The 19,324-nt window shown below is 57.4% G+C and carries 18 protein-coding genes; 6 read left to right on the top strand and 12 right to left on the bottom strand.

Annotated features, from left to right (window positions below):
* Positions 1–2: 2 nt before the first annotated feature.
* The gene (locus NT179_05215) at positions 3–1,037 is read right to left on the bottom strand and encodes an FAD:protein FMN transferase (GenBank protein ID MCX5721415.1); all 1,035 of its coding nucleotides are present in this window, start codon (positions 1,035–1,037) and stop codon (positions 3–5) included.
* A 430-nt stretch (positions 1,038–1,467) separates the two neighbouring features.
* Here NT179_05215 and NT179_05220 point away from each other — a divergent pair, with 430 nt between their 5' ends.
* From NT179_05220 to NT179_05240, 5 genes are all read left to right on the top strand, one after another.
* On the top strand, positions 1,468–2,964 hold the full coding sequence (locus NT179_05220) for a hypothetical protein (GenBank protein ID MCX5721416.1): 1,497 nt from the start codon (positions 1,468–1,470) through the stop codon (positions 2,962–2,964).
* A 67-nt stretch (positions 2,965–3,031) separates the two neighbouring features.
* The gene (locus NT179_05225) at positions 3,032–3,496 is read left to right on the top strand and encodes a hypothetical protein (GenBank protein ID MCX5721417.1); all 465 of its coding nucleotides are present in this window, start codon (positions 3,032–3,034) and stop codon (positions 3,494–3,496) included.
* Positions 3,493–4,170, top strand: a complete 678-nt coding sequence (locus tag NT179_05230) for an FMN-binding protein (GenBank protein MCX5721418.1) — start codon at positions 3,493–3,495, stop codon at positions 4,168–4,170. The genes NT179_05225 and NT179_05230 overlap by 4 nt, the downstream gene beginning before the upstream one ends.
* 24 nt (positions 4,171–4,194) lie before the next feature.
* Positions 4,195–4,719: a hypothetical protein gene (locus NT179_05235; protein MCX5721419.1), complete on the top strand. Its 525-nt coding sequence runs from the start codon at positions 4,195–4,197 to the stop codon at positions 4,717–4,719.
* A gap of 107 nt (positions 4,720–4,826) precedes the next feature.
* On the top strand, positions 4,827–5,549 hold the full coding sequence (locus tag NT179_05240; GenBank protein ID MCX5721420.1) for an HD domain-containing protein: 723 nt from the start codon (positions 4,827–4,829) through the stop codon (positions 5,547–5,549).
* Positions 5,550–5,681: 132 nt separating this feature from the next.
* Here NT179_05240 and bfr (NT179_05245) read toward each other — a convergent pair whose 3' ends face one another.
* From bfr (NT179_05245) to NT179_05295, 11 genes are all read right to left on the bottom strand, one after another.
* Positions 5,682–6,152, bottom strand: coding sequence for a bacterioferritin (gene bfr, locus NT179_05245; protein MCX5721421.1), 471 nt, complete (start codon positions 6,150–6,152; stop codon positions 5,682–5,684).
* An 8-nt stretch (positions 6,153–6,160) separates the two neighbouring features.
* Positions 6,161–6,637 carry a bacterioferritin gene (gene bfr, locus NT179_05250; protein ID MCX5721422.1) on the bottom strand — a complete coding sequence of 159 codons (477 nt, stop codon included), beginning with the start codon at positions 6,635–6,637 and terminating at the stop codon, positions 6,161–6,163.
* 440 nt (positions 6,638–7,077) lie between these two features.
* The gene (topA, locus tag NT179_05255; GenBank protein MCX5721423.1) at positions 7,078–9,435 is read right to left on the bottom strand and encodes a type I DNA topoisomerase; all 2,358 of its coding nucleotides are present in this window, start codon (positions 9,433–9,435) and stop codon (positions 7,078–7,080) included.
* Between the two features lie 75 nt (positions 9,436–9,510).
* Positions 9,511–10,692, bottom strand: a complete 1,182-nt coding sequence (gene dprA / locus NT179_05260) for a DNA-processing protein DprA (protein ID MCX5721424.1) — start codon at positions 10,690–10,692, stop codon at positions 9,511–9,513.
* A gap of 27 nt (positions 10,693–10,719) precedes the next feature.
* Positions 10,720–12,240 carry an Rne/Rng family ribonuclease gene (locus tag NT179_05265; GenBank protein MCX5721425.1) on the bottom strand — a complete coding sequence of 507 codons (1,521 nt, stop codon included), beginning with the start codon at positions 12,238–12,240 and terminating at the stop codon, positions 10,720–10,722.
* Positions 12,241–12,407: 167 nt separating this feature from the next.
* Complete coding sequence (gene rodA, locus NT179_05270) at positions 12,408–13,523, bottom strand: rod shape-determining protein RodA (protein MCX5721426.1); 1,116 nt, start codon at positions 13,521–13,523, stop codon at positions 12,408–12,410.
* Complete coding sequence (mrdA, locus tag NT179_05275; GenBank protein ID MCX5721427.1) at positions 13,520–15,400, bottom strand: penicillin-binding protein 2; 1,881 nt, start codon at positions 15,398–15,400, stop codon at positions 13,520–13,522. Before mrdA ends, rodA begins: the two co-directional genes overlap by 4 nt.
* Before the next feature lie 44 nt (positions 15,401–15,444).
* Positions 15,445–15,936 (bottom strand): hypothetical protein, encoded by a 492-nt coding sequence (locus tag NT179_05280; protein ID MCX5721428.1) that lies wholly within the window; start codon positions 15,934–15,936, stop codon positions 15,445–15,447.
* A 2-nt stretch (positions 15,937–15,938) separates the two neighbouring features.
* On the bottom strand, positions 15,939–16,808 hold the full coding sequence (gene mreC, locus NT179_05285) for a rod shape-determining protein MreC (protein MCX5721429.1): 870 nt from the start codon (positions 16,806–16,808) through the stop codon (positions 15,939–15,941).
* A 27-nt stretch (positions 16,809–16,835) separates the two neighbouring features.
* Positions 16,836–17,867, bottom strand: a complete 1,032-nt coding sequence (locus NT179_05290) for a rod shape-determining protein (protein ID MCX5721430.1) — start codon at positions 17,865–17,867, stop codon at positions 16,836–16,838.
* A gap of 55 nt (positions 17,868–17,922) precedes the next feature.
* A complete protein-coding gene (locus NT179_05295; GenBank protein ID MCX5721431.1) occupies positions 17,923–18,381 on the bottom strand; it encodes an RDD family protein in 459 nt (152 codons plus the stop codon).
* Between the two features lie 221 nt (positions 18,382–18,602).
* On the opposite strand from NT179_05295, the gene NT179_05300 reads away from it, so the two are divergent.
* Complete coding sequence (locus NT179_05300; GenBank protein ID MCX5721432.1) at positions 18,603–19,301, top strand: SurA N-terminal domain-containing protein; 699 nt, start codon at positions 18,603–18,605, stop codon at positions 19,299–19,301.
* Positions 19,302–19,324: the final 23 nt, after the last annotated feature.

Below are 19,324 nucleotides of genomic sequence, written 5' to 3' on the forward strand. Positions count from 1 at the left end.
CGTCAGGGTTTGCGAATCCGATCCCGCAACCCTGAAGACACATGGACCAGGCCGTCACGATCGACGATAACGGCCTCGACATCCGGCAAGGCTTCGACAAGCCTCATTCCCGGCTCAGCCCCCATCACAAAGATCCCCGTGTCCAACCCATCGGCCCAGACCCCTTCTTTCGCAATCACCGTCACACTCTGACAAGCGCGCGCCGGCTGGAGCGTGAGCGGATCGAGAATGTGATGATACCGGACCCCGTCCCGCTCAAAGAACCGTTCGTAATCCCCGGCGGTTGAAATGGCTTCGTCCTGTAAATCGATCCAGGCCAGTACCGCACCCTCCTGTCGCGGGTGCTGGATGCCAACGGGAAACGGCTTTCCGCCCGGTAACCGGCCGAATGTTTTGATATCCCCTGAAAGCGCGACAACCCCAGCAGCAGCTCCAGCCTTCTGCATGGCCGTCACCGCTTGATCTGCTGCGTACCCCTTGCCAATCCCTCCCACATCGATCCTCATCCCTATTTTCTCAAGATAAATCGTCCGGTCCCGCTCGTTCACATGGACCGCTCGCAGATCCACCAAGGAACGGAGGGCCTCCAGTTCAGATGCCGCCGGTATCCGTTGCGCCTCGGTCACGCGCCAGGCATCGACCGCCGGCCCGATGGCAATGTTGAAGCCGCCACCGGTCATCTCCGCTGCCTGCATCGCGCGCTGAACGACCGTCAACGTGTCGAGACTCACAGGGACCGGCATAACTCCCGCCGCAGCATTGACGCGGGACAGTTCGCTCGTGAGAATCCACGTGCTCAAGAGCTCTTCCAGACGACGGATCTCGGAAAACCCCGCAGCAACCGCAGCCTGCGCGTCAGACTCACTTCGCCCCACAGCCGTAATCTTGACCAACGTGCCCATCTGCATCTGGGCTCTGGTGACCACGACCGACTCCTGGCCAGATAGAACTCCCGCACAGCCGAAGAAGAGGCCAGCCAGCAACGTCAGACAGCACGTCTGGATATAGAGCAACTTTCTTAACGGCTTGAAACGCATGAATTCCCCTCCATAAATGGCAACGAATTATAGGGCATGAGAGGGACTAATGCACTGTTTCCTCCTTGCAAATAGGCATTTACACCCTACTTGACAAAGAAGCCATTTGTGAGATATTAATAATCGTTCTCAATTTCATTTAGACAGAAAAGCGACCGATCATGGCCAGCGCGACGCCTCAGATAAACCACCCAACCGATTGCGGCGAAACCCGCTGCGAGTGCGGGCAATTGATTGCCAAGGTGTGCGGGCAAGGGCTGGAGCTCAAGTGCAAGCGCTGCAAGCGCATTGTCGTGATCCCCTTCTCTGCCATTCAAGGATGGAGCACGGCCACATCATGATCGACCGATCCCTGTCTGCTCAAAAAAGACCAGAGACCAGCGAGTCCCGAGTCAAACCATCACCCCTATTTTTCTCATGGAGGTTTGCAATGAGGATACGCTCAATCCTCGGGGCTCTCGTACTCGCCAGCTTGCCGGTCATGCCGGCCATGGCAGAAAACATGACCCCGGAAGACATCAAGAAATTAGTCGATGAAGCAGTCAACAAGCGGATGCAGGATTACGAGCGCCGCGACGGCGCCTCCGAACGCCGAGAAGGAACCGTAAGCCAAACCAACGAACCAGGCATAGGCTCGCTTCCGGAAGTTGGCAAGGATCTCCGTACGGAAAAACAGCAGGCCTTGTCTTTTAGTTCATCCGGCTCAGGCCGCCTGGTCTATGCCAAACCCTTCGTCGCAGCACCAAAGGCCATTGTCGGCGGCTACATGGATATCCAATATCGAAGCCACCGCAAGGGTGTCCTGGAAACCGGCGACTACAAGGATATCAACCACAAGCAAGGGACGACCAACGGCTTTGACCAGCAACGATTCGTCCCTTTCATTTATGCGGACATTACTGAGCATGTGAAGTTTGCTTCTGAGCTTGAGATCGAACATGGGATCAGAGAGTCGGGCGGTGTAAATGAAATCAGCCTCGAATTTGCCCATATGGACTATCTCGTGAATGAGCCTTTCAACATTCGTGCGGGAATTCTGCTCATCCCGCTCGGCAAGTTCAACCTGCTCCACGACTCACCACTGAACGATTTGACCGACCGCCCGCTTGTCAGCCGGCTCGTGATTCCATCAACCATGGCCGAAACAGGCGCAGGCTTCTATGGGACCTTCTATCCAGGCCGCACGAGCAAACTGGACTATGAGCTCTACGTCACGACCGGTCCATGCGGATATAAGGCTGACGGTACTCCACGCGTCAGTGAGGAAAACGGTACGAAAAAGTCTCGCCAACGGACCTGTGCATCCGATGACGGACTGGACATCAATAACGGCAAAGCGATCTCAGGCCGCGTGGCTTTTAGCCCGATCCTCGGGATAGAAGTCGCCGGTTCGAGCTATTACGGCAATCAATCCCCTACCAGTTATAACCCCCTGAGTATCACGGCCATTGACTGGACACTCCAAAAGGGGCCACTTGAGATCATCGGAGAAGCAGCCTGGGCCTATGCGAGGGGAAACTCCCGCGCAATTCCAGGCAATACCCTGGGGTATACCACAGGCGCGCGGCTGACTGGCCTTGACACTATGAATCCCTTGGCGGCCCCTCCTCAGCGGATGCAAGGGTTCTATATACAGGGAAACTACCACTTCATGCCGTCGTTCCTGACCAAACTCTCGCCGAAACGGTTTGGCGAAGGCTCGACCTTTACGGCGGTTGTCCGGTATGATCGCGTCAATCTCAACATGGATAACCATGCTGAAAGCAAGGGTGATCTCGAGCAGGTGTCCTTTGGCCTAAACTATCGGCCCGTCGAAGACGCTGTCTTCAAGATCAGCTATCAGTATATGCCAAAGGCGTTTAACCCGAACACGGGGGAACGAATTCACGACGGTGCTCTGGTCATCTCAGCCGCGACCTATTTCTAGGCGGATACAGGCGATCCCTCCCTCAGAAGGGAGGGATCGCCATGAACAAGAAAGAGCAGCGTACACAATGTCTACACGTCGAATCACTCTGGTAGCCGTCGCGCTCCTCTCTGTCGGGTGCGCGTCGCTCAGCGGAAGCCATGAGCAATATTTCGTCTGTTCCTACGACATCGTCTGGGATGCCGCGCTGGAGACCATGAAGGGTCAATCCGTCGCGACCTACGATAAAGAGAAGGGGCTAATCGAGACCAACTGGCTGGACGTTGTCCCAACTTCAGAAAATTCATTCGGCATCTTTGGACGGGAAGGCTTCGGCAACAAAGAGCGGGCCCGCATGACGGTCTCCGTCAAACGCATGAACGACGTGGCCTCTGTCAGTGTATTGGAAACCAGGCAGCGCTGGCATTCACGCGGCGGCGTCACCTCGCAAGCCACCAAATGGTGGCCCGCAGAGCCATCGGAGGATGCGACGAACGAAGTCGTCGCGCGGCTCAACGGAAGATTGAAAGAGAAGGGCTGTATCCACCCATGATCACTCGATGGTTCGCACTCTCACTGGCGCTTGCCTTCCTCATCTCCCCGGCCATAGCCCTGGCTGAACGAGTGTGGGACAGCGAGCTCAAACGGTACTTGACAGAACAAGAAATGTCGATGGCCGAAGTCTTCATGAGTGAAGAAGAGGCGGTCAAGCTGATGTTCCCAAAGTCCGAGCGCATCAAAAAAGAGCTCCTGAAAGTTTCTGCGGAGAAGAAAACGGTGATCGAGGAGCGGATCGGCTGGAAATTCCCGGAGGAGGCCTTTGAGGTCTACATCGGCGAAACCGGCTCACAGATCGATGGCTATGCCCTTGTGCAGAATACCATCGGCAAACACAAACCGATGACCTATATGGTCGGGGTGGACGCGCGCGGCCGTGTTTCGAACGTCGAATTGCTCGTCTTTCGCGAAGCGCGCGGCAGCGAGGTGAGAACCAAGCGATTCAACGTCCAGTACGAGGGGAAAACGGTCCTCGATCCGGTCCGCATCAACAAAGACATTATCAACATCAGCGGCGCTACGATGTCGGTCCGGTCGATCAGCGCCGGCGTCAAACGTGTCCTCGTCCTCGTCGACGAATTCTATTTGAAACCGGCGGGGCTGGGCAGCGATACTGTCGCTGCCAAGAAATCCGAGAAGGGGATACTCGGGTCCATCTTCGGAAACTAACAGGGACGGACGACCTTCTCAACCATGCGCAACTTCAACACCCGTTTCCGCCTCCGCGACTCAGACCGGCATATCCGTCTGGTCTATACCTTCTTTCTCTTCTTGATGCTGGTTGGCTTTACCTTTTCCTTCTTCTGGGCCCACAGCATGACAGGTCTGTCGCCGGAAGGGATCGCCAATCACTATCGAGGCTCCGACGTCACCTTCGGCGAACCGATGTCGTTCAGAGAGCTGGCGGAAATCACCCACTTCCACCTTTTTACGATGCCGGTCGTGTTCATGATCCTAGTCCATGTGCTCTATCTCACCAACGCCAGCAGCAGACTGAAAATCGTCACGACCTGGATCTCCTTCGGCGGCGTGACGCTGGACCTCTTGTCCCCCTGGCTCATCAGCTATATCTCGCCGGTATTCGTAATCACGATGCTAACGGGCGACACCCTCATGACCGTGGGCTTCTTCATCATGATGGTCGTCCCCCTCTACGAGATGTGGGTCTTGAAACAGCCGTTGATGGCAGGCAAGCACGGACACGGGAAAGAAGAATGACCTAACGCGCCCCGACGTTCGATACAAACTGCGGCCAGAGGTTTTCACCCAGAGCCCGAGATCACAAGAGTGGTCTCGGGCTTTTTGTTTCTCTTGGAGGAATAACGATGAAACAGCGCGTCGCTGAACATATCCACCCCGGGATCGTCACGATGCAGGCCATGCTCCGGAAGATCGACCGACTCCGACTCCCGTTGGCATCACGCCGTGACGTCGAAAGTATCCTCGTGCGGCAAGTGAGCAAGGAGTTGGATCGCGCACTCCCCTCCCAGGCAGGCCACGGACGCCGCACGGCTGTAATCTCAGGGCTGATCGGACAAGCGGTGGGACTGGCTCCCGGCGAGTTGCACAACCTGACACTCGCCGCGTTACTCCACGATATCGGGCTCTTGATGCTCCCGACTGACCTCGTGGAGAACAACGACTCCCTCGATTCCGAGGATTACGTCGCCATTCAGAACCATTCCCGCCTTGGCGCGACGCTGCTCGAACCGTTTTTGTTCTTGAGGGAAGCCTCGATCCTCATCGCCCATCACCACGAGCGCTGGGACGGATCGGGCTACCCCTACGGAATCAGAGGCGCCTTCATTCCTCTGGGAGCCAGGATTCTAGCCATCGCCGACGCTTTCGACGCCATTCAGGTGCCAGGCGTCTGTTGCCGCTCACGGCGCCAAGCCATTGCGTTACGGATTATTCAAGTCTCGGCCGGCAGCCAATTTGACCCTGAATTGGTGCAGATACTCGTGAGGTCTTTCAGCGGCATGCCGGAGGCGCAGCATCCAGGGGCGAGAGAGAATGTCAGACGAAACATTATGCCGGTGCCTGACTAACACCGGCCACGAAGCGGGAGTGCCCTCCCGCTTCGCGGGCGGGGGCCTCTCTTCCTCCTGAGGCCCCCGCCCTCTCTTTCAAAAAGGGAATTGGGAAATGACAGATGATGGAGAGTAGTATGGAAGGGTCGCTTACTTCTTGATCTGCTCGGCGAGATACCGGTCGAGACCAACCTGCTCGATCGTCCTGAGCTGCGTCTCAAACCAGTCGACATGCTCTTCGGAATCTTCGATCATAACCTCAAGCATATGGCGAGTCGTAAAATCTTCAACCTTGGCGCAGTGGGCGATGGCCTTGCGGAGCAGCTCCACATCCTCACGCTCAAATCTCAAATCTGCCGTGAACAGGTCCTGTACCGTGCGCCCCACCCCCACCCGATCGAGGTGCCCGACCTCCGGGGTCCCGTCCAGATACAGAATGTGACCGATCAGGCCGGAAGAATGGCCCACTTCCTCATTGGCGAGATGGCTCAATTGCTCATGCAGCCGTCCATAGCCCCAATTCTTGCACAAGGCCGCATGGAGCAGGTACTGATGCACCGCCGTCAGTTCCGACTTCAAGACCTGATTCAAATACTCTAGGACTCCTTCTTTAGATTTCATGATCGTGGTTAGCTCTCTTTCTTGATTTGCTCAGAAAGATAGTTCTCCAGACCGACCTGCTTGATCGTTTCCATCTGCGTTTCAATCCAATCGATGTGCGCATCGACATCTGTCGCCATCTCTTCGAACATATGCCGTGTGGTGAAGTCAGCCACCTTGGTGCAATGCACAACCCCTTCACTGAGCAGCGTGAGCATTTCCTGCTCTGCCTTGAGATCGAGATTCAGCTGCTCAGGAACTGTTTCTCCCACCTGCACTGCGTTCATGCGTTGCACGTTCGGCACGCCCTCCAGATAGAGAATGTGACCGATGAGTTCATCGGCATCCTTCATCTCATCGATGCTACGCGCCCGCACTTTATGTTGGAGCCGTTCATAGCCCCAGTTCTCGCACATCTTGGCATGGACGAAGTACTGGTTTATGGCGGTCAAATCAGCCGTCAAGACCTTGTTCAGAATGTTGACGACACCTTCTTTAGCTTTCATAAAATCTCCCTCTCATTTCTCACTCATCCCATTTTAAGCAACGCAATAGGGTGACCGAAACGCCCAGCATCATGCTAACACACCGCATAACCGTCTCACTACGCTTCCGTCGCCCGATCACCCAGCGGGTGAGCGGGCATGTTGTTGCGCAATGGCCGTCAAGGCCTCAATTTTTTTAAGGCAACGCCCACAGCAGTCCGGCTCGTTCAGACCCAACTCGCAGGCCAGAGCATGAGGACACACAACACCCTCCTCACCTAACCGCTTTATTGCACTTTCGGTGATGCCACGGCAAAGACAAATGTACATAGCCTGCCAGCCTCCATGTCGATACTGATAACTATTATCAATAGTAAAACAACAGACACCCCCTGTCAAGCAGGCAGATTCTCCCGATTGTCTGAATTCAATATGCTATAGAACTGTGGCGGGGGAATGAATTAACTGGCTTCCTTGTAACCGCATTCCTCGTTGCGGCACTGGACGCTGCGGCCAACCTGCTTACTGACTTTCTCGATGAGGAACGGGGCGCTGCAGGTCGGGCAGGCCTTGTTGATCGGACGATCCCACATGGCATATTCGCAGGCCGGATACTTGCTACAGGCAAAAAAGGCCCGAGCTCCTTTCTTGGTTCGCTTCTGAACGAGATCGCCCCCACAGTCTGGCTGGGGGCATTTGACGCCCAACGCAAGCGCTTTGGTGGTTTTGCACTCAGGATAGGCGGAGCAGGCAATGAACTTCCCGAACCGCCCGGTCTTCACCACCATCGGGCTGCTGCATTTCTCGCACTTCTCGTCCGTCGTCAGCTCGATCTTCGGGACAATCTTAATGGTGCCGTCCTCGAGCTTCTCGAAGTTCTGCGTATTCTTACAGGGTGGCTTGTCCTTGTAGGCCGGACAGGCGAGGAACTTGCCATTGCGGCCCCATTTAATCTCCATCATCTTGCCGCACTTCTCGCAGGGGATATCCGTCGGCGGCTCCACGATGTCCTTGGGCCCAGGAATCGTCTTCGCCTTCTCCAAATCCACCGTGAAAGGCCCGTAAAATTCGCGCACTGCCGTTACCCACGGCTTGCTGCCCTCTTCGACCGCGTCCAACTCCTCCTCCATGTGCGAGGTGAAGTCGACGTTGATCAGGTCCGGGAATCCCTTCATCAAGAAATCATTCACGGTCCGCCCTGTTTCAGTGGGACCGAACCGCCCATCCACCTTCTCGGCATATTTGCGATCCTGAATCGTCGAAATGATGCTCGCATAGGTAGACGGCCGGCCGATGCCTTTTTCTTCCAATTCCTTGATCAGCAAGGCTTCGTTGTACCGGGGCGGAGGCTGGGTGAAGTGTTGCTTCGAGAGCACGCCGGGAACCGTCTGGCCCTCCAGAGAGACGAGCTGCAGCTTCTCGCCCTCATTGAGCAAGGGCAACTGGCGCTCGGCCTCGTCTTCGACTTCCTGTTCACCCTTTTGCTTCTGGGCGAACAACTCCTTATCGCTCCCCTCCATATAGACGATCGTATGGCCGGGAAACTTCACCACGGTGCCGGTCGAGCGAAACAGATATTTTCCGGTTGTCTTGACGGGGCTCGACGCCACGCGCGTCACATCAAAAATAGCAGGCACCATCTGCGAGGCAATAAACCGGTTCCAGATCAGCTGATACAGCTTATAGACATCCGGCTCTAAGTACTGCTGGATCGACTCAGGGTCGCGAGATGCTGATGTGGGACGAATCGCTTCGTGGGCCTCTTGCGCCGCCTTTTGCGTCTTGTACACGTTCGGGGTGGCGGGTAGATATTCTGCACCGAATCGCGCCTGGATCACCTGACGCGCTTCCTCCATCGCTTCGTTCGAAATGCGCGGCGAGTCGGTTCTCATATAGGTAATGAGACCGGTCTGGCCCTCCGCCCCGATCTCGATGCCTTCGTACAGCTTCTGCGCCAGCGTCATCGTCTTCTTCGAGGAGAAATGCAGCTTGCGCGACGCTTCCTGTTGAAGCCGGCTGGTAATGAACGGCGCGACGGGGTTCCGCTTCTTTTCTTTCCGTTCAATCGAGTCGACAACAAACTCTTTCCCCTGAATGGCATCGACGATGCGCTGCGCCTCGGTCTCCGTCGCAATCGAGGCGTCCTCTCCATTGATACTGTGCAGCTTAGCTTCGAACGGAGGAGGATTGGTCCCGGACAGCGTCACCGCGATGGACCAGTACTCTTCGGCGCAAAAGGCTTCCCGTTCCTGCTCACGCTCGCAAATCAATCGCATCGCCACGGACTGGACCCGGCCCATGCTGAGGCCACGGCGCACCTTAGTCCAGAGCAATTGACTGCCCTGGTATCCGACAATCCGGTCGAGCACCCGGCGGGCCTGCTGCGCATTCACCAGCTTCATATCGACCTGCCCCGGCGACTGCAGCGCGCGCTTAATGGCCGCTTCCGTGATTTCATTGAAGCGCACACGGAAGATCTTGTTGCTCTCGGTCTTTTTCTTGGACTTGGATTTGGGTTTCCCGAGCAATTCCTGTTCGAGATGCCAGGCGATGGCTTCGCCTTCCCGGTCGGGGTCCGGCGCGAGGAACACTTTGTCGCAGGCTTCCGCCTTGGCCTTAATCTCCGACAGGATTTTCGCTTTGCCCTTGATCGTCACATATTGCGGTTCGAAATCATGCTCCACGTCGACGCCCAGCTTGCTGGTGGGCAGATCCTTAATATGCCCGACCGACGCCATAACGGTATACCCACGCCCCAAATACTTGCCGATGGTGCGTGCTTTCGTCGGAGACTCAACAATGATCAATGCCTTGGCCATGAAAACTCCGGTTCGCTGTGAGGCTATCCCTCACATCCGTATCAAATAATACACATCCGTGCAACTGTTCAGCGATTACGCTCGAAGATAACGTTGCCCCGGCAGCTGTCTCACTCGCTGTCGAAGCTCCAAAGACAGGAGCGAGGCCATCACTGCAGATACTGACAGGCCTGTGGCGACAATCACCTCGTCCACGGTGAGAGGTTCATACGGCATGGCATCATACACCAGCTGTTCCTCTTTGCCCAACTGATCGCCTCGCTCGCTCTTCGCGCGAGAGGGTTGCAGCCGCAGACGGAGCACCGGATCCAATTGCGGCAAGACCGCCTCGATCACATCCTCCGCTCGCTCGATCAAAGCCGCTCCGTCTTTGAGCAGGGCGTTCGTGCCGCGGCTGGTGTCTTCCTTCACAAAGCCAGGAACGGCAAAGACCTCTCGTCCCTGCTCTGCTGCCAGCTTCGCGGTAATCAACGAGCCGCTGTTGATAGCGGCTTCTGTCACGACCACGCCCAGGGACAAGCCGCTGATGATACGATTCCGCCGGGGAAAGTGATGACTGTGGGGCGGCGCGCCCATCGGCACCTCGGAGAGGACCGCTCCTCGCTCTTCGATCTGCCTGCGTAATCGGTCATGTTCCGGCGGATAGGTCCGGTCGATCCCGCAGCCCAACACCGCAATGGTGCGTCCCTGCGCGGCAAGCGCGCCTCGATGGGCCGCCGCGTCAACTCCTCGCGCGAGCCCGCTCACCACCGTCATACCTGCTGCCGCCAGATCATGGCTGAGCTCTTCGGTCAGGACACGCCCGGCAGCCGTCGCACGCCTGGCCCCCACGATCGCCACAGCCAACTCATCCTGCTCCGTCAATGTGCCGGTGATGTACAAGAGTGGAGGAGGGTCCGCAATCATCTTCAGTCGCGCAGGATAGGCAGGATCAAAAAAGCTCAAAACCTCAATGTGCTTACGCTCGATGGCTTTGAGTTCCCGCTCAATGTTCCGGCAGGCCGGACTATCGGGCCCGCGCTTGATCGCGTCCGCCAATTGCGGACTGCATCCATGCTGGATCAAGTCATCACGGGAGGCTTGCAGGACTGCGTCGGGAGAGTGCCAATGGCGAACCAACTGCAAAGCCGTCAGATCCCCCACTCCATCGATCGCTCGCAGGCGGAGCCAGGGCTCTAGCTGCGCCAAGGTCATACGACGGCCCGAAGGCCCTACGACCTCAACGGAGGGAGTACCATCTACAGATTGGCTATCCATAGATCTCGCCGCACGGAAACTACGACCCTACAGCACCGCCAAATCGTATTGTTCCAAGTGCAAATGCTCGTCCGGCATCACAATGATCTTTGCGGAACATTCCCGTTCCACCGCCTCAAGCCCCTGCCGCTCTTCATCTTGCAGCAACCCGACAACCGAGGGATGGGCACCGACGACGATCTTCTGCGGCTCGGGGCTGCTGCCGATCCGACGAACATCGCGGAAGATTTCATAGACCACCGTGGTGGGCGACTTTGTATAGCCTCGCCCTTCGCAATAGTGACAGGGTTCGGAAAGCGAACGCAGAAGATCCTCGCGCACCCGCTCACGGGAAATCTCGATCAGCCCCAGATCGGAAATCCTGGACACTCTGGTGCGGGCCTTGTCGGTCGACATGGCATCGAGCAATGCGTGGTACACCTTATCGCGATTCTTCTCCCGCTCCATATCGATGAAGTCAACGATGATGATCCCGCCGATCCCGCGCAGCTTCATCTGATAGGCCACCTCTTTCGCGGCCTCCAGATTGTTCCGGAGAATGGTCTCCTCCTGATCGCGCTTCCCGACGAACCGTCCGGTGTTGACGTCGATGACGGTCATCGCTTCGGTATGGTCGATCACAAGATGCCCGCCGGACTTGAGCCAGACCTTGCGGCTGAGGGCCCGCGCCATCTCCTGCTCGACGCCCAGATGATCGAAGAGACTTTCGTCCTTGTCGTAGAAATGGATGCGGGAGGTCTGCTCAGGAGAAAATCGCTGCACGAAATCCCTGACCGCCTGATACTCCTCGCGCGAGTCAATCCATAACCGATCGACTTTCTTCCCGAAGAGATCGCGCACGACGCGGAAACTCAGGCTCAAATCGGCATGGAGCAAGGCTGGCGCCCCCTTCTGCTCGCGCTTCGCCAGGATGTCCTGCCAGAGCACATGCAGAAAATCGACGTCGGATCGCAGCTCGTCTTCTTTGACCCCTTCGCTCACCGTGCGGACAATGTAGCCGCAGCCTGGATGCCGCACCCGCTTCATAATGTCCTTGAGCCTGGCGCGCTCCTCGTCACGGGCGATGCGGCGGGACACGCCGATGTGCTCCACGTTGGGCATGAACACGAGATACCGGCCCGGGAGCGACACATAGGTCGTGACCCGCGAGCCCTTCGTCCCGATCGGCCCCTTGGAAATCTGGACCATCAGCTCCTGCCCTTCGGTCAGCAACTGCTCGATCGGCTTGGAGCTTTGGCGCCTGGGACCCACCATGTCCCCGTCTTTATCGGCATCCTTGTCATCCTCATCTACATCGACGAGGGTGTCGCCCGGTTCGGCGTCCAGCGACAAATCCGAGACGTGCATGAAGGCCGCCTTTTCGAGGCCGATATCCACAAAGGCCGCCTGCATGCCCGGCAGCACCTTCGCCACTTTTCCCTTATAAATATTCCCGACGAAGTCTTTGTGCTTCGCCCGATCTCCGAAGAGATCCGTGACGACTCCGCCGTCCAAGACCGCGACGCGAGTTTCCTCGCGTGCGACTGTAATGGCAATTTCTACTCCCATACCGACTCCTTCCGTTCAGGAGAACCGTCGAACCGATGGGGAGGACGAACGCGGGGATCCCCAGGTTCCGGCCTCCACTCAACACCTCGTCGACCGACGGTTTCCACCATACATCGACCCCTGTGCCTCGATCCCGATTCATTCGAGACCGCGCAATCACCTGTTCACTAAAGAAAACTCAATCGCCGGCGTTTGACATTCAAGAGCAGACCGAGCGACGCCAGCGTCATCACCGTCGCGCTCCCTCCGTAACTCATGAGCGGAAGGGGGATCCCTACGATGGGAAACATGCCCGCCGTCATGCCGATATTGACCACGATGCAAAAGCTCAACATGCAAGTAATGCCAACCGCCAGCAGCGCCCCAAGCCGGTCCTTCGCGCGCGCCACAATTTCCAGCGACAGCCAGATCAAGGCCACAAACAACAACAACAGCGCCAACACTCCCAAAAATCCCCACTCTTCAGCAAAGACCGAAAAGACAAAATCTGTGTGCCCTTCGGGCAAAAATTTCAATTGGCTCTGGGTCCCTCCGTAGAGTCCCTTCCCCGTCAGTTCTCCCGCGCCGATGGCAATCCTGGATTGAAGCGCATGGTATCCCTTACCCCCCGTGTCATACGTCGGGTCAACAAAGGCCATAATGCGCTGCCGCTGATAATCATGCAATGACCCCCACATCGCCTCCCAGGCGAAGGGGAACAGCATCAGCGAAAACAAGAGGATCACGCCCAGGGCTTTCGACCGCATCCCCACCATCAGCAACATCGCCGCATAGACCGCCAAGAAGCTCAGCCCGCTCCCGAGATCCGGCTGCTTCAGGATCAGGAGTAGCCCGGGAAAGACCAATACCCCAGGCAACACCACTCGCTGGAGCCATCCGACCCTTGGCGCCTTTGAATAGTAATGCGCCAAGGTCAGAATGAGGACCAGCTTGGCAAACTCCGATGGCTGGAACGCAAAGGGTCCCATTGGAATCCACCGTTGCGCCCCCCGGCTGCTCTTGCCTTCAAACAGCACGACCGCCAAGAGGACCAGAATAATAACATAGGCAGGATACGCTAACCGGGCGATTCGATGATAGTCCGAGAGCCACATGACCAGAAACGCGACCGCGCCGAGCAGAATCCAGACAACCTGTTTGGCATAAAATGGGAACGCCGCATCCTGGTCATGCGTCACGCTATAAATCGACAGCACGCCGACCCCCAGGATGGCCACGATCAGTCCGATAAAACGGAGATCGAAACTGTCAAAGCCGCGGCTATTGATTACCCGGTCGATCATCGTGTGCCCTGTCCTCCAACATCACCGTCCCGCGCAACGATGCCATTCGTAGCGCTGGCAGAAAGAGGCGGCATCAGCTTCACATAGGTCTCGATCAGCTCCTTCGCGAGAGGCGCCGCGGCGGACCCTCCGTGCCCCATATGTTCCCCCAGCACCGCGACGGCAATGGTCGGCGCATCGACCGGAGCGAAAGCCACAAACCAGGCATGGTCACGAAACTTCTTCGGAATATCCTTCTCGGCCTTTTTGTCTTTCCCTAAGGCCGTCGTCTGAGCCGTACCGGTCTTCCCGGCAATCGTGATCAACGCCGACTTCGCCCGCGTGGCAGTCCCCTCTTTCACCACCCCGGCCAGCGCCTCTTTAATCAACGGCAAGATCTCGGGTCTCAGCTTCAATGTGCGCTTCGGAACCGTCGGCCTTTCCTGCAGCTCTCCGGTCGCTCGGTCCATCACCGCCTGGACCAATCGCGGGCGGAAGGTTACGCCGTCGTTGGCTACTGTGCCGATCAGACTCGCCATCTGCAGCGGAGTCACATTCACATAACCCTGTCCGATCGAAGCCGAAATCGTTTCACCTGGCAGCCATGGTTCATTCTTGGCCTTCAGTTTCCAGGCTGCGGAAGGCACAATCCCGATCCGTTCAGACGGCAGCTCGATCTCCGTCTCCTCCCCCAACCCGAACTGATGGGCGAAGGAGGCCATCGTCTCGATGCCCATCCGCTGCCCGACCGTATAGAAATATACGTCACAGGATTGCACCAGCGCGCGCCGGAGATCCACCGACCCATGCCCGCCGGCCTTCCAGTCATGATACAGGCGGCGACCGAATTGATAGCCTCCATTGCAGTGGATGGTCGTCGCAGGCGTCACCGTATTGGTCTCCAGCGCGGCAGCGGCCATCATCACTTTGAAGACCGAACCGGGCGGGTACTGGCCTTGCGAGGCGCGATTGTTCAACGGGCGTCCCTCGTTTTGCACGATCTCGGCCCATTGTTTCGGGGTGAGTTCCCGCGAAAGGATGTTCGGATCAAAACCTGGCCGGCTCGCCATGGCCAGCACGTCGCCCGTCCTAGGATCCAACGCGACGATCGCGCCCGACTCATCCCCCAACAGATTTTCTGCCACCTTTTGCAGCCGCACGTCGATCGTCAGATATAAATTATCCCCGGCATGGGGCTGTTCCACGACGACCGTTCGTTTCTCGTGGCCCACCGCGTCGACTTCAATACTTTTCTGCCCAGCCTGCCCCCGCACAAACCGGTCGAAGAACTTCTCCACGCCATATTGGCCGACGATGCTGCCCTGATGCAGGTCTGAAAATTCCGGTCGCTCCAACTGCTCCGGCGAGACTTCCCCGACATAGCCCAACAGATGCGACGCCGTCACACCACCGGGATAATTCCGCTGGGATTCGACTTGCACCATGACCCCGGGCATGTCCAAACGATGGGACTCGATTAACGTCGCTTCACGGAGGCTTAAACGATCCTTCACCTTGCGCGGCAATTGCTTGCTGCCCCTCGCCATGATCTTCTTTCTGACAAACACAGGATCCAGCCCCACCAGATTAGTCAACTGATCGATGAGCACATTACGATCCTTGACGTCTTCAAGCGATACATAGAGCGTGAAGCTGGGAACATTGTTTGCCAGCAACACCCCGTTGCGGTCGTAGATCAGCCCTCGCGCCGGCTCCATGATGACCGAGCGGGTGCGATTGTTCTCGGAGAGATCGCGGTAGTAGAGCCCCTCACGAATCTGCAAGTGCCAGAGTCGCAACCCCAAGAGGGCCACGACGAGCAACAGCCCCACGCGCAGAATGATTAGCCTGCGTTGGAGCTCACCGAGTTCAGAATCGTGTAGACCAGCTGTTGCCATGACTCACAAGCAATATTATTCCGCCACGCCCATCGCCGAGACCGCTATTCGGTCCTCAGGCGGGCCACCTGAAACCGTTGCGAGAGCAGCCAATAGAGCCCTGCTCCGACCAACCCGTCAAAACAGGCTTGAGGCAGGACGATCGCCCCCACCATCTGCCAGACCTGCGCGAGATCAAGACTCTTGAAGTTCGCGGCGGCGAGCAGTCCGCTCGCCAGGGACGCCGCCAACAATCCCACACCCACTGAGATCGACGTCACTTGCGACACCTGCCGTCCCAAGAACCCCGCCAAGAGCCCCACGCCGCCGTTCGTCAGGAGACTGAGCCCAAGTTCGCCGGCAGAGAACAGACTCAGCACCCAGCCGATCGCGAGCCCCACGAGCAGGCCTTCCATTTCACCGGCAAATAGCCCGACAAACGCGGCAGCCACCAGCCCTAAATCCGGCTTAATGTTCCATACGCTCAGATGTGGCAACAGCGTCGCCTGCACAGGGACGAGCAGCAGCACAAGAATCAGATAGAGGAGAAATTTCATGGTTACGGCTTCCCGGGCAAATCCACTCCTCCCGCAGTCTTCGTGGACTGTCCGTACGACGCCTGAATCACCAACACTTCTTCCACGCGGCCGACATCGACTTCCGGCATCAGCTCGGCCGACTGGAACAGGGCGCCTTCCTGCTTATCGATATGCGTAATCGTGCCGATCGCGAGCCCTCGCGGGAAGTCACCGACGAGGCCCGACGTCACAACCCGATCGCCGTCTCGAAGCGTCGACAGCAACGGAAGATACTTCAGCTGGGCCAGCCCCTGCTGGGTGCCTTCCACAATCCCTTCGTCTCTCGTCCGCTGGATGAGACCGGCGATGGCATTGTTCGGGTCCGTCACCAGGAGCACCACCGAGGACGCCCCGGTCGTCTTCACAATGCGCCCGACGACACCGGCAGGCGTAATCACGCCCATATCCGGCTTGATCCCGTCGCTTTCGCCCTTATTGAGGATAATGGCTTGATACCGGTTGGTGGTGTCGCGCCCGATGACTCGAGCTGCAACCATCGTGGGGAGCGCCTGTTCCTTGAACTCCAGCAAGGCTGTCAATCGTTCTGTCGCGGCAGCCAGCTCACGCAACTGGCTGTTTTGTCCGCGCAACCACTCAATGTCTTTCCGGAGTTGCTGGTTCTCTTCCCAGACGCCTTGCAAAACCACGTACTGTTGCCAGCGATTGGCAATACCCGTGTCGATGGACGCAATCACTTCGAGCGGAATACGCGCGACGTGCCCGACTGGCCCGCCGAGATACTGCAAGAGTCCTTGGATTTGACCGGGAAACAGGAAAAGAGCCGCCAGCAAAAGTGCGAAGCAGACGAACGCCAGCCGTCTGGCACCGGAGGAAGAACGAGAGTTAGCCATCCACATAAGGAAATTAGGGATGGAACCTTATCGGTACGTATTGGCCTGGGACATGACCGACACCTTGGCCAGCAGATCCAACTCATCGAGGATTTTCCCGACCCCCAAGACCACGGAGGTCAAGGGATCGTCCACGGTGATGATCGGCAGATTCGTCTCCTCACGGAAGCGGGTATCCATGCCCTTCAGCAAAGATCCGCCGCCCGTCAGCACGATGCCACGGTCAATAATATCGCCCGCCAACTCCGGCGGGGTGTTCTCCAGGGCCACTTTAATCGCGTTCACGATCGTCCCGATCGGTTCCTGCAGCGCTTCCCTGATTTCCGCGTCATCCACCACCAAGGTGCGGGGAATGCCGGAAATCAAATCGCGCCCCTTGATCATCATGGTCTTGCGTTCCTCAAAGGGATAGGCGGATCCGATTTCAAACTTGATCCGTTCCGCCATATGTTCACCGATGAGGAGGTTATACTTCTTCTTAATATAATTCATGATCGCGTCGTCCATACGATCGCCCGCCACCTTGACGGATTCGCTATAGACGATGCCGCCGAGCGAAATGACGGCGATGTCGGTCGTGCCGCCACCGATATCGACAACCATGTTGCCGGAAGGCTCGGTGATCGGGAGCCCGGCGCCAATCGCGGCAGCCACCGGTTCTTCGATCAAATACACTTCACGGGCGCCGGCCAATTCCGCCGAATCTCGCACCGCCCGCTGTTCCACCTGCGTAATACGCGACGGCACACCAATAATGATGCGCGGGCGCACGAATGCGCTGCGGTTGTGCGCCTTCTGGATGAACCGCTTCAACATCTGCTCGGCCATTTCAAAGTCCGCGATCACGCCTTCTTTCATGGGTCGCACGGCGATGATGTTGCCCGGAGTGCGGCCCAACATGCGCTTCGCCTCTGTGCCGACCGCGAGCACTCGTTCGGTCTTCTTCTCAACCGCCACGACCGAGGGTTCGTTCAACACGATCCCTTTCCCATGGACATACACGAGGGTCGATGCCGTCCCTAGGTCAATGGCCAGATCGTTTGAGAACCATCCGAAGATATCGCTCGCAAAACCCACGATTGCTCTCCCTTCCCCTCAGACTCCGACGACACGCTCAGTCGGGCAACGCCAGTCGCCCCACATCCAACACCTGGGTACCGGCCACCTCGTCACCAAGACGCCGCCCCTGTTCATTCCCAAGAATCAAGATCGCTTCGAACGCAATAATTGCCACCGACACAATCCAGCCCACATAGGGGACGGCGAAGGCTAACTGCGCGACCGCAAAGGGCATATTGCGAATGATGGATTCCCGAAATCCTGCGGCCTCATGCCGGCCTGGAAGCACCGTCTGGAGGCCGATCAATCGCTTGCCGATACTCCGCCCCCCGGCAAACCCATCAGCAATCAGTATATACGCTAACCCTGCGAGGAAACCTACCGGCACAATCACTTGACCGGCTGCCGCCACGATGAACAAATCGATCAACTTGGCGATACCGCGGTTCAAGACCTGCGCCTTGGGATAGATCCCGGCACCGATTGAATGAACCCCGCTAACCTCCTCCGCCAAGAGCGCTCCTCACAATTTAATAACAAAGTATAGCAAATCAAACTATCCAGCACAAACAAAGACCATTCTTCAGCAAATCGACAGGACGGCGCGATTTCACGCCTGTTCGAACAGGCCCGCAACCAGATCCTGAACGCGCCGCATGACGGAACGGTCGTCTCTTGCCTTTGCACAAGATCCCTGAGTACAATCCGCCTCTACGAATTTCCTGAGGAGTGGTCATGATCAAATTGATGCGCGACGCGTCCCATAACTATCCCTGGCTCCTCAAATCCATCATGGGGATCATCGCCCTCGCCTTCGTGATCACCATGGGCTGGTGGGGATTCGGCGAACAGACCGGCACCGTCGTCGCGTCAGTCGGCGATCTCACCGTATCCCACGATGAGTTTCGGCGCGCCTACGAAAATACCTACCGCTTCTACAAAGACAAAGTCCCCGGAGATTTCAAAGACGAAACGATCAAGCAGTTTGTGGTCGAGCAGCTGATCGACAATCGAACCTGGCTGATCGCGGCGAAGAACATGGGCCTCACCGTGGCAGACGACGACCTGCGCGACGTCATCATGCAGATCCCGGACTTCCAAAAGAACGGCACCTTCGATCCGGAAGTCTACCAGCGGCTCCTGGCCGCGAACCATCTGACGCCGGCGCTGTTCGAAGCGATGGAAGCGAAAGAAGTGCTCAGCAATAAAGCCCGGATGATCATCCGGGACGCAGTGGCTCTCACTCCTGCCGAAATTGCCGAGGCACAGACCCTCACGCTCAGGCAGACGGAATCGGATCCGGCCAAAACTGCCGCAGCCAAGGACCGCGCTATCCAAGACGTCCTCTTTCAAAAGCAGCAACGAGCGCTGCTGGCCTATACGGAATCGCTCAAGACTACGCTCCCGATCACGATTCACCGCGAGCTGCTCTAGTACCCGTCAAACGTCATCACGTC

It is taken from the genome of Nitrospirota bacterium (genome assembly GCA_026387665.1).
In the GTDB taxonomy this organism is placed as follows: domain Bacteria; phylum Nitrospirota; class Nitrospiria; order Nitrospirales; family Nitrospiraceae; genus Palsa-1315.

What these genes read in the sequence shown, in the direction of transcription:
- NT179_05220 (MCX5721416.1), top strand. Translation starts at nt 1,468, where the DNA reads ATGAGGATACGCTCAATCCTCGGGGCTCTCGTACTCGCCAGCTTGCCG.
- rodA (MCX5721426.1), bottom strand. Translation starts at nt 13,523, where the DNA reads ATGATCGACCGGGTAATCAATAGCCGCGGCTTTGACAGTTTCGATCTC.
- NT179_05235 (MCX5721419.1), top strand. Translation starts at nt 4,195, where the DNA reads ATGCGCAACTTCAACACCCGTTTCCGCCTCCGCGACTCAGACCGGCAT.
- NT179_05240 (MCX5721420.1), top strand. Translation starts at nt 4,827, where the DNA reads ATGAAACAGCGCGTCGCTGAACATATCCACCCCGGGATCGTCACGATG.
- NT179_05225 (MCX5721417.1), top strand. Translation starts at nt 3,032, where the DNA reads ATGTCTACACGTCGAATCACTCTGGTAGCCGTCGCGCTCCTCTCTGTC.
- dprA (MCX5721424.1), bottom strand. Translation starts at nt 10,692, where the DNA reads ATGGATAGCCAATCTGTAGATGGTACTCCCTCCGTTGAGGTCGTAGGG.
- topA (MCX5721423.1), bottom strand. Translation starts at nt 9,435, where the DNA reads ATGGCCAAGGCATTGATCATTGTTGAGTCTCCGACGAAAGCACGCACC.
- NT179_05215 (MCX5721415.1), bottom strand. Translation starts at nt 1,037, where the DNA reads ATGCGTTTCAAGCCGTTAAGAAAGTTGCTCTATATCCAGACGTGCTGT.
- mrdA (MCX5721427.1), bottom strand. Translation starts at nt 15,400, where the DNA reads ATGGCAACAGCTGGTCTACACGATTCTGAACTCGGTGAGCTCCAACGC.
- bfr (MCX5721422.1), bottom strand. Translation starts at nt 6,637, where the DNA reads ATGAAAGCTAAAGAAGGTGTCGTCAACATTCTGAACAAGGTCTTGACG.
- NT179_05280 (MCX5721428.1), bottom strand. Translation starts at nt 15,936, where the DNA reads ATGAAATTTCTCCTCTATCTGATTCTTGTGCTGCTGCTCGTCCCTGTG.
- NT179_05265 (MCX5721425.1), bottom strand. Translation starts at nt 12,240, where the DNA reads ATGGGAGTAGAAATTGCCATTACAGTCGCACGCGAGGAAACTCGCGTC.
- NT179_05300 (MCX5721432.1), top strand. Translation starts at nt 18,603, where the DNA reads ATGATCAAATTGATGCGCGACGCGTCCCATAACTATCCCTGGCTCCTC.
- bfr (MCX5721421.1), bottom strand. Translation starts at nt 6,152, where the DNA reads ATGAAATCTAAAGAAGGAGTCCTAGAGTATTTGAATCAGGTCTTGAAG.
- NT179_05230 (MCX5721418.1), top strand. Translation starts at nt 3,493, where the DNA reads ATGATCACTCGATGGTTCGCACTCTCACTGGCGCTTGCCTTCCTCATC.
- mreC (MCX5721429.1), bottom strand. Translation starts at nt 16,808, where the DNA reads ATGGCTAACTCTCGTTCTTCCTCCGGTGCCAGACGGCTGGCGTTCGTC.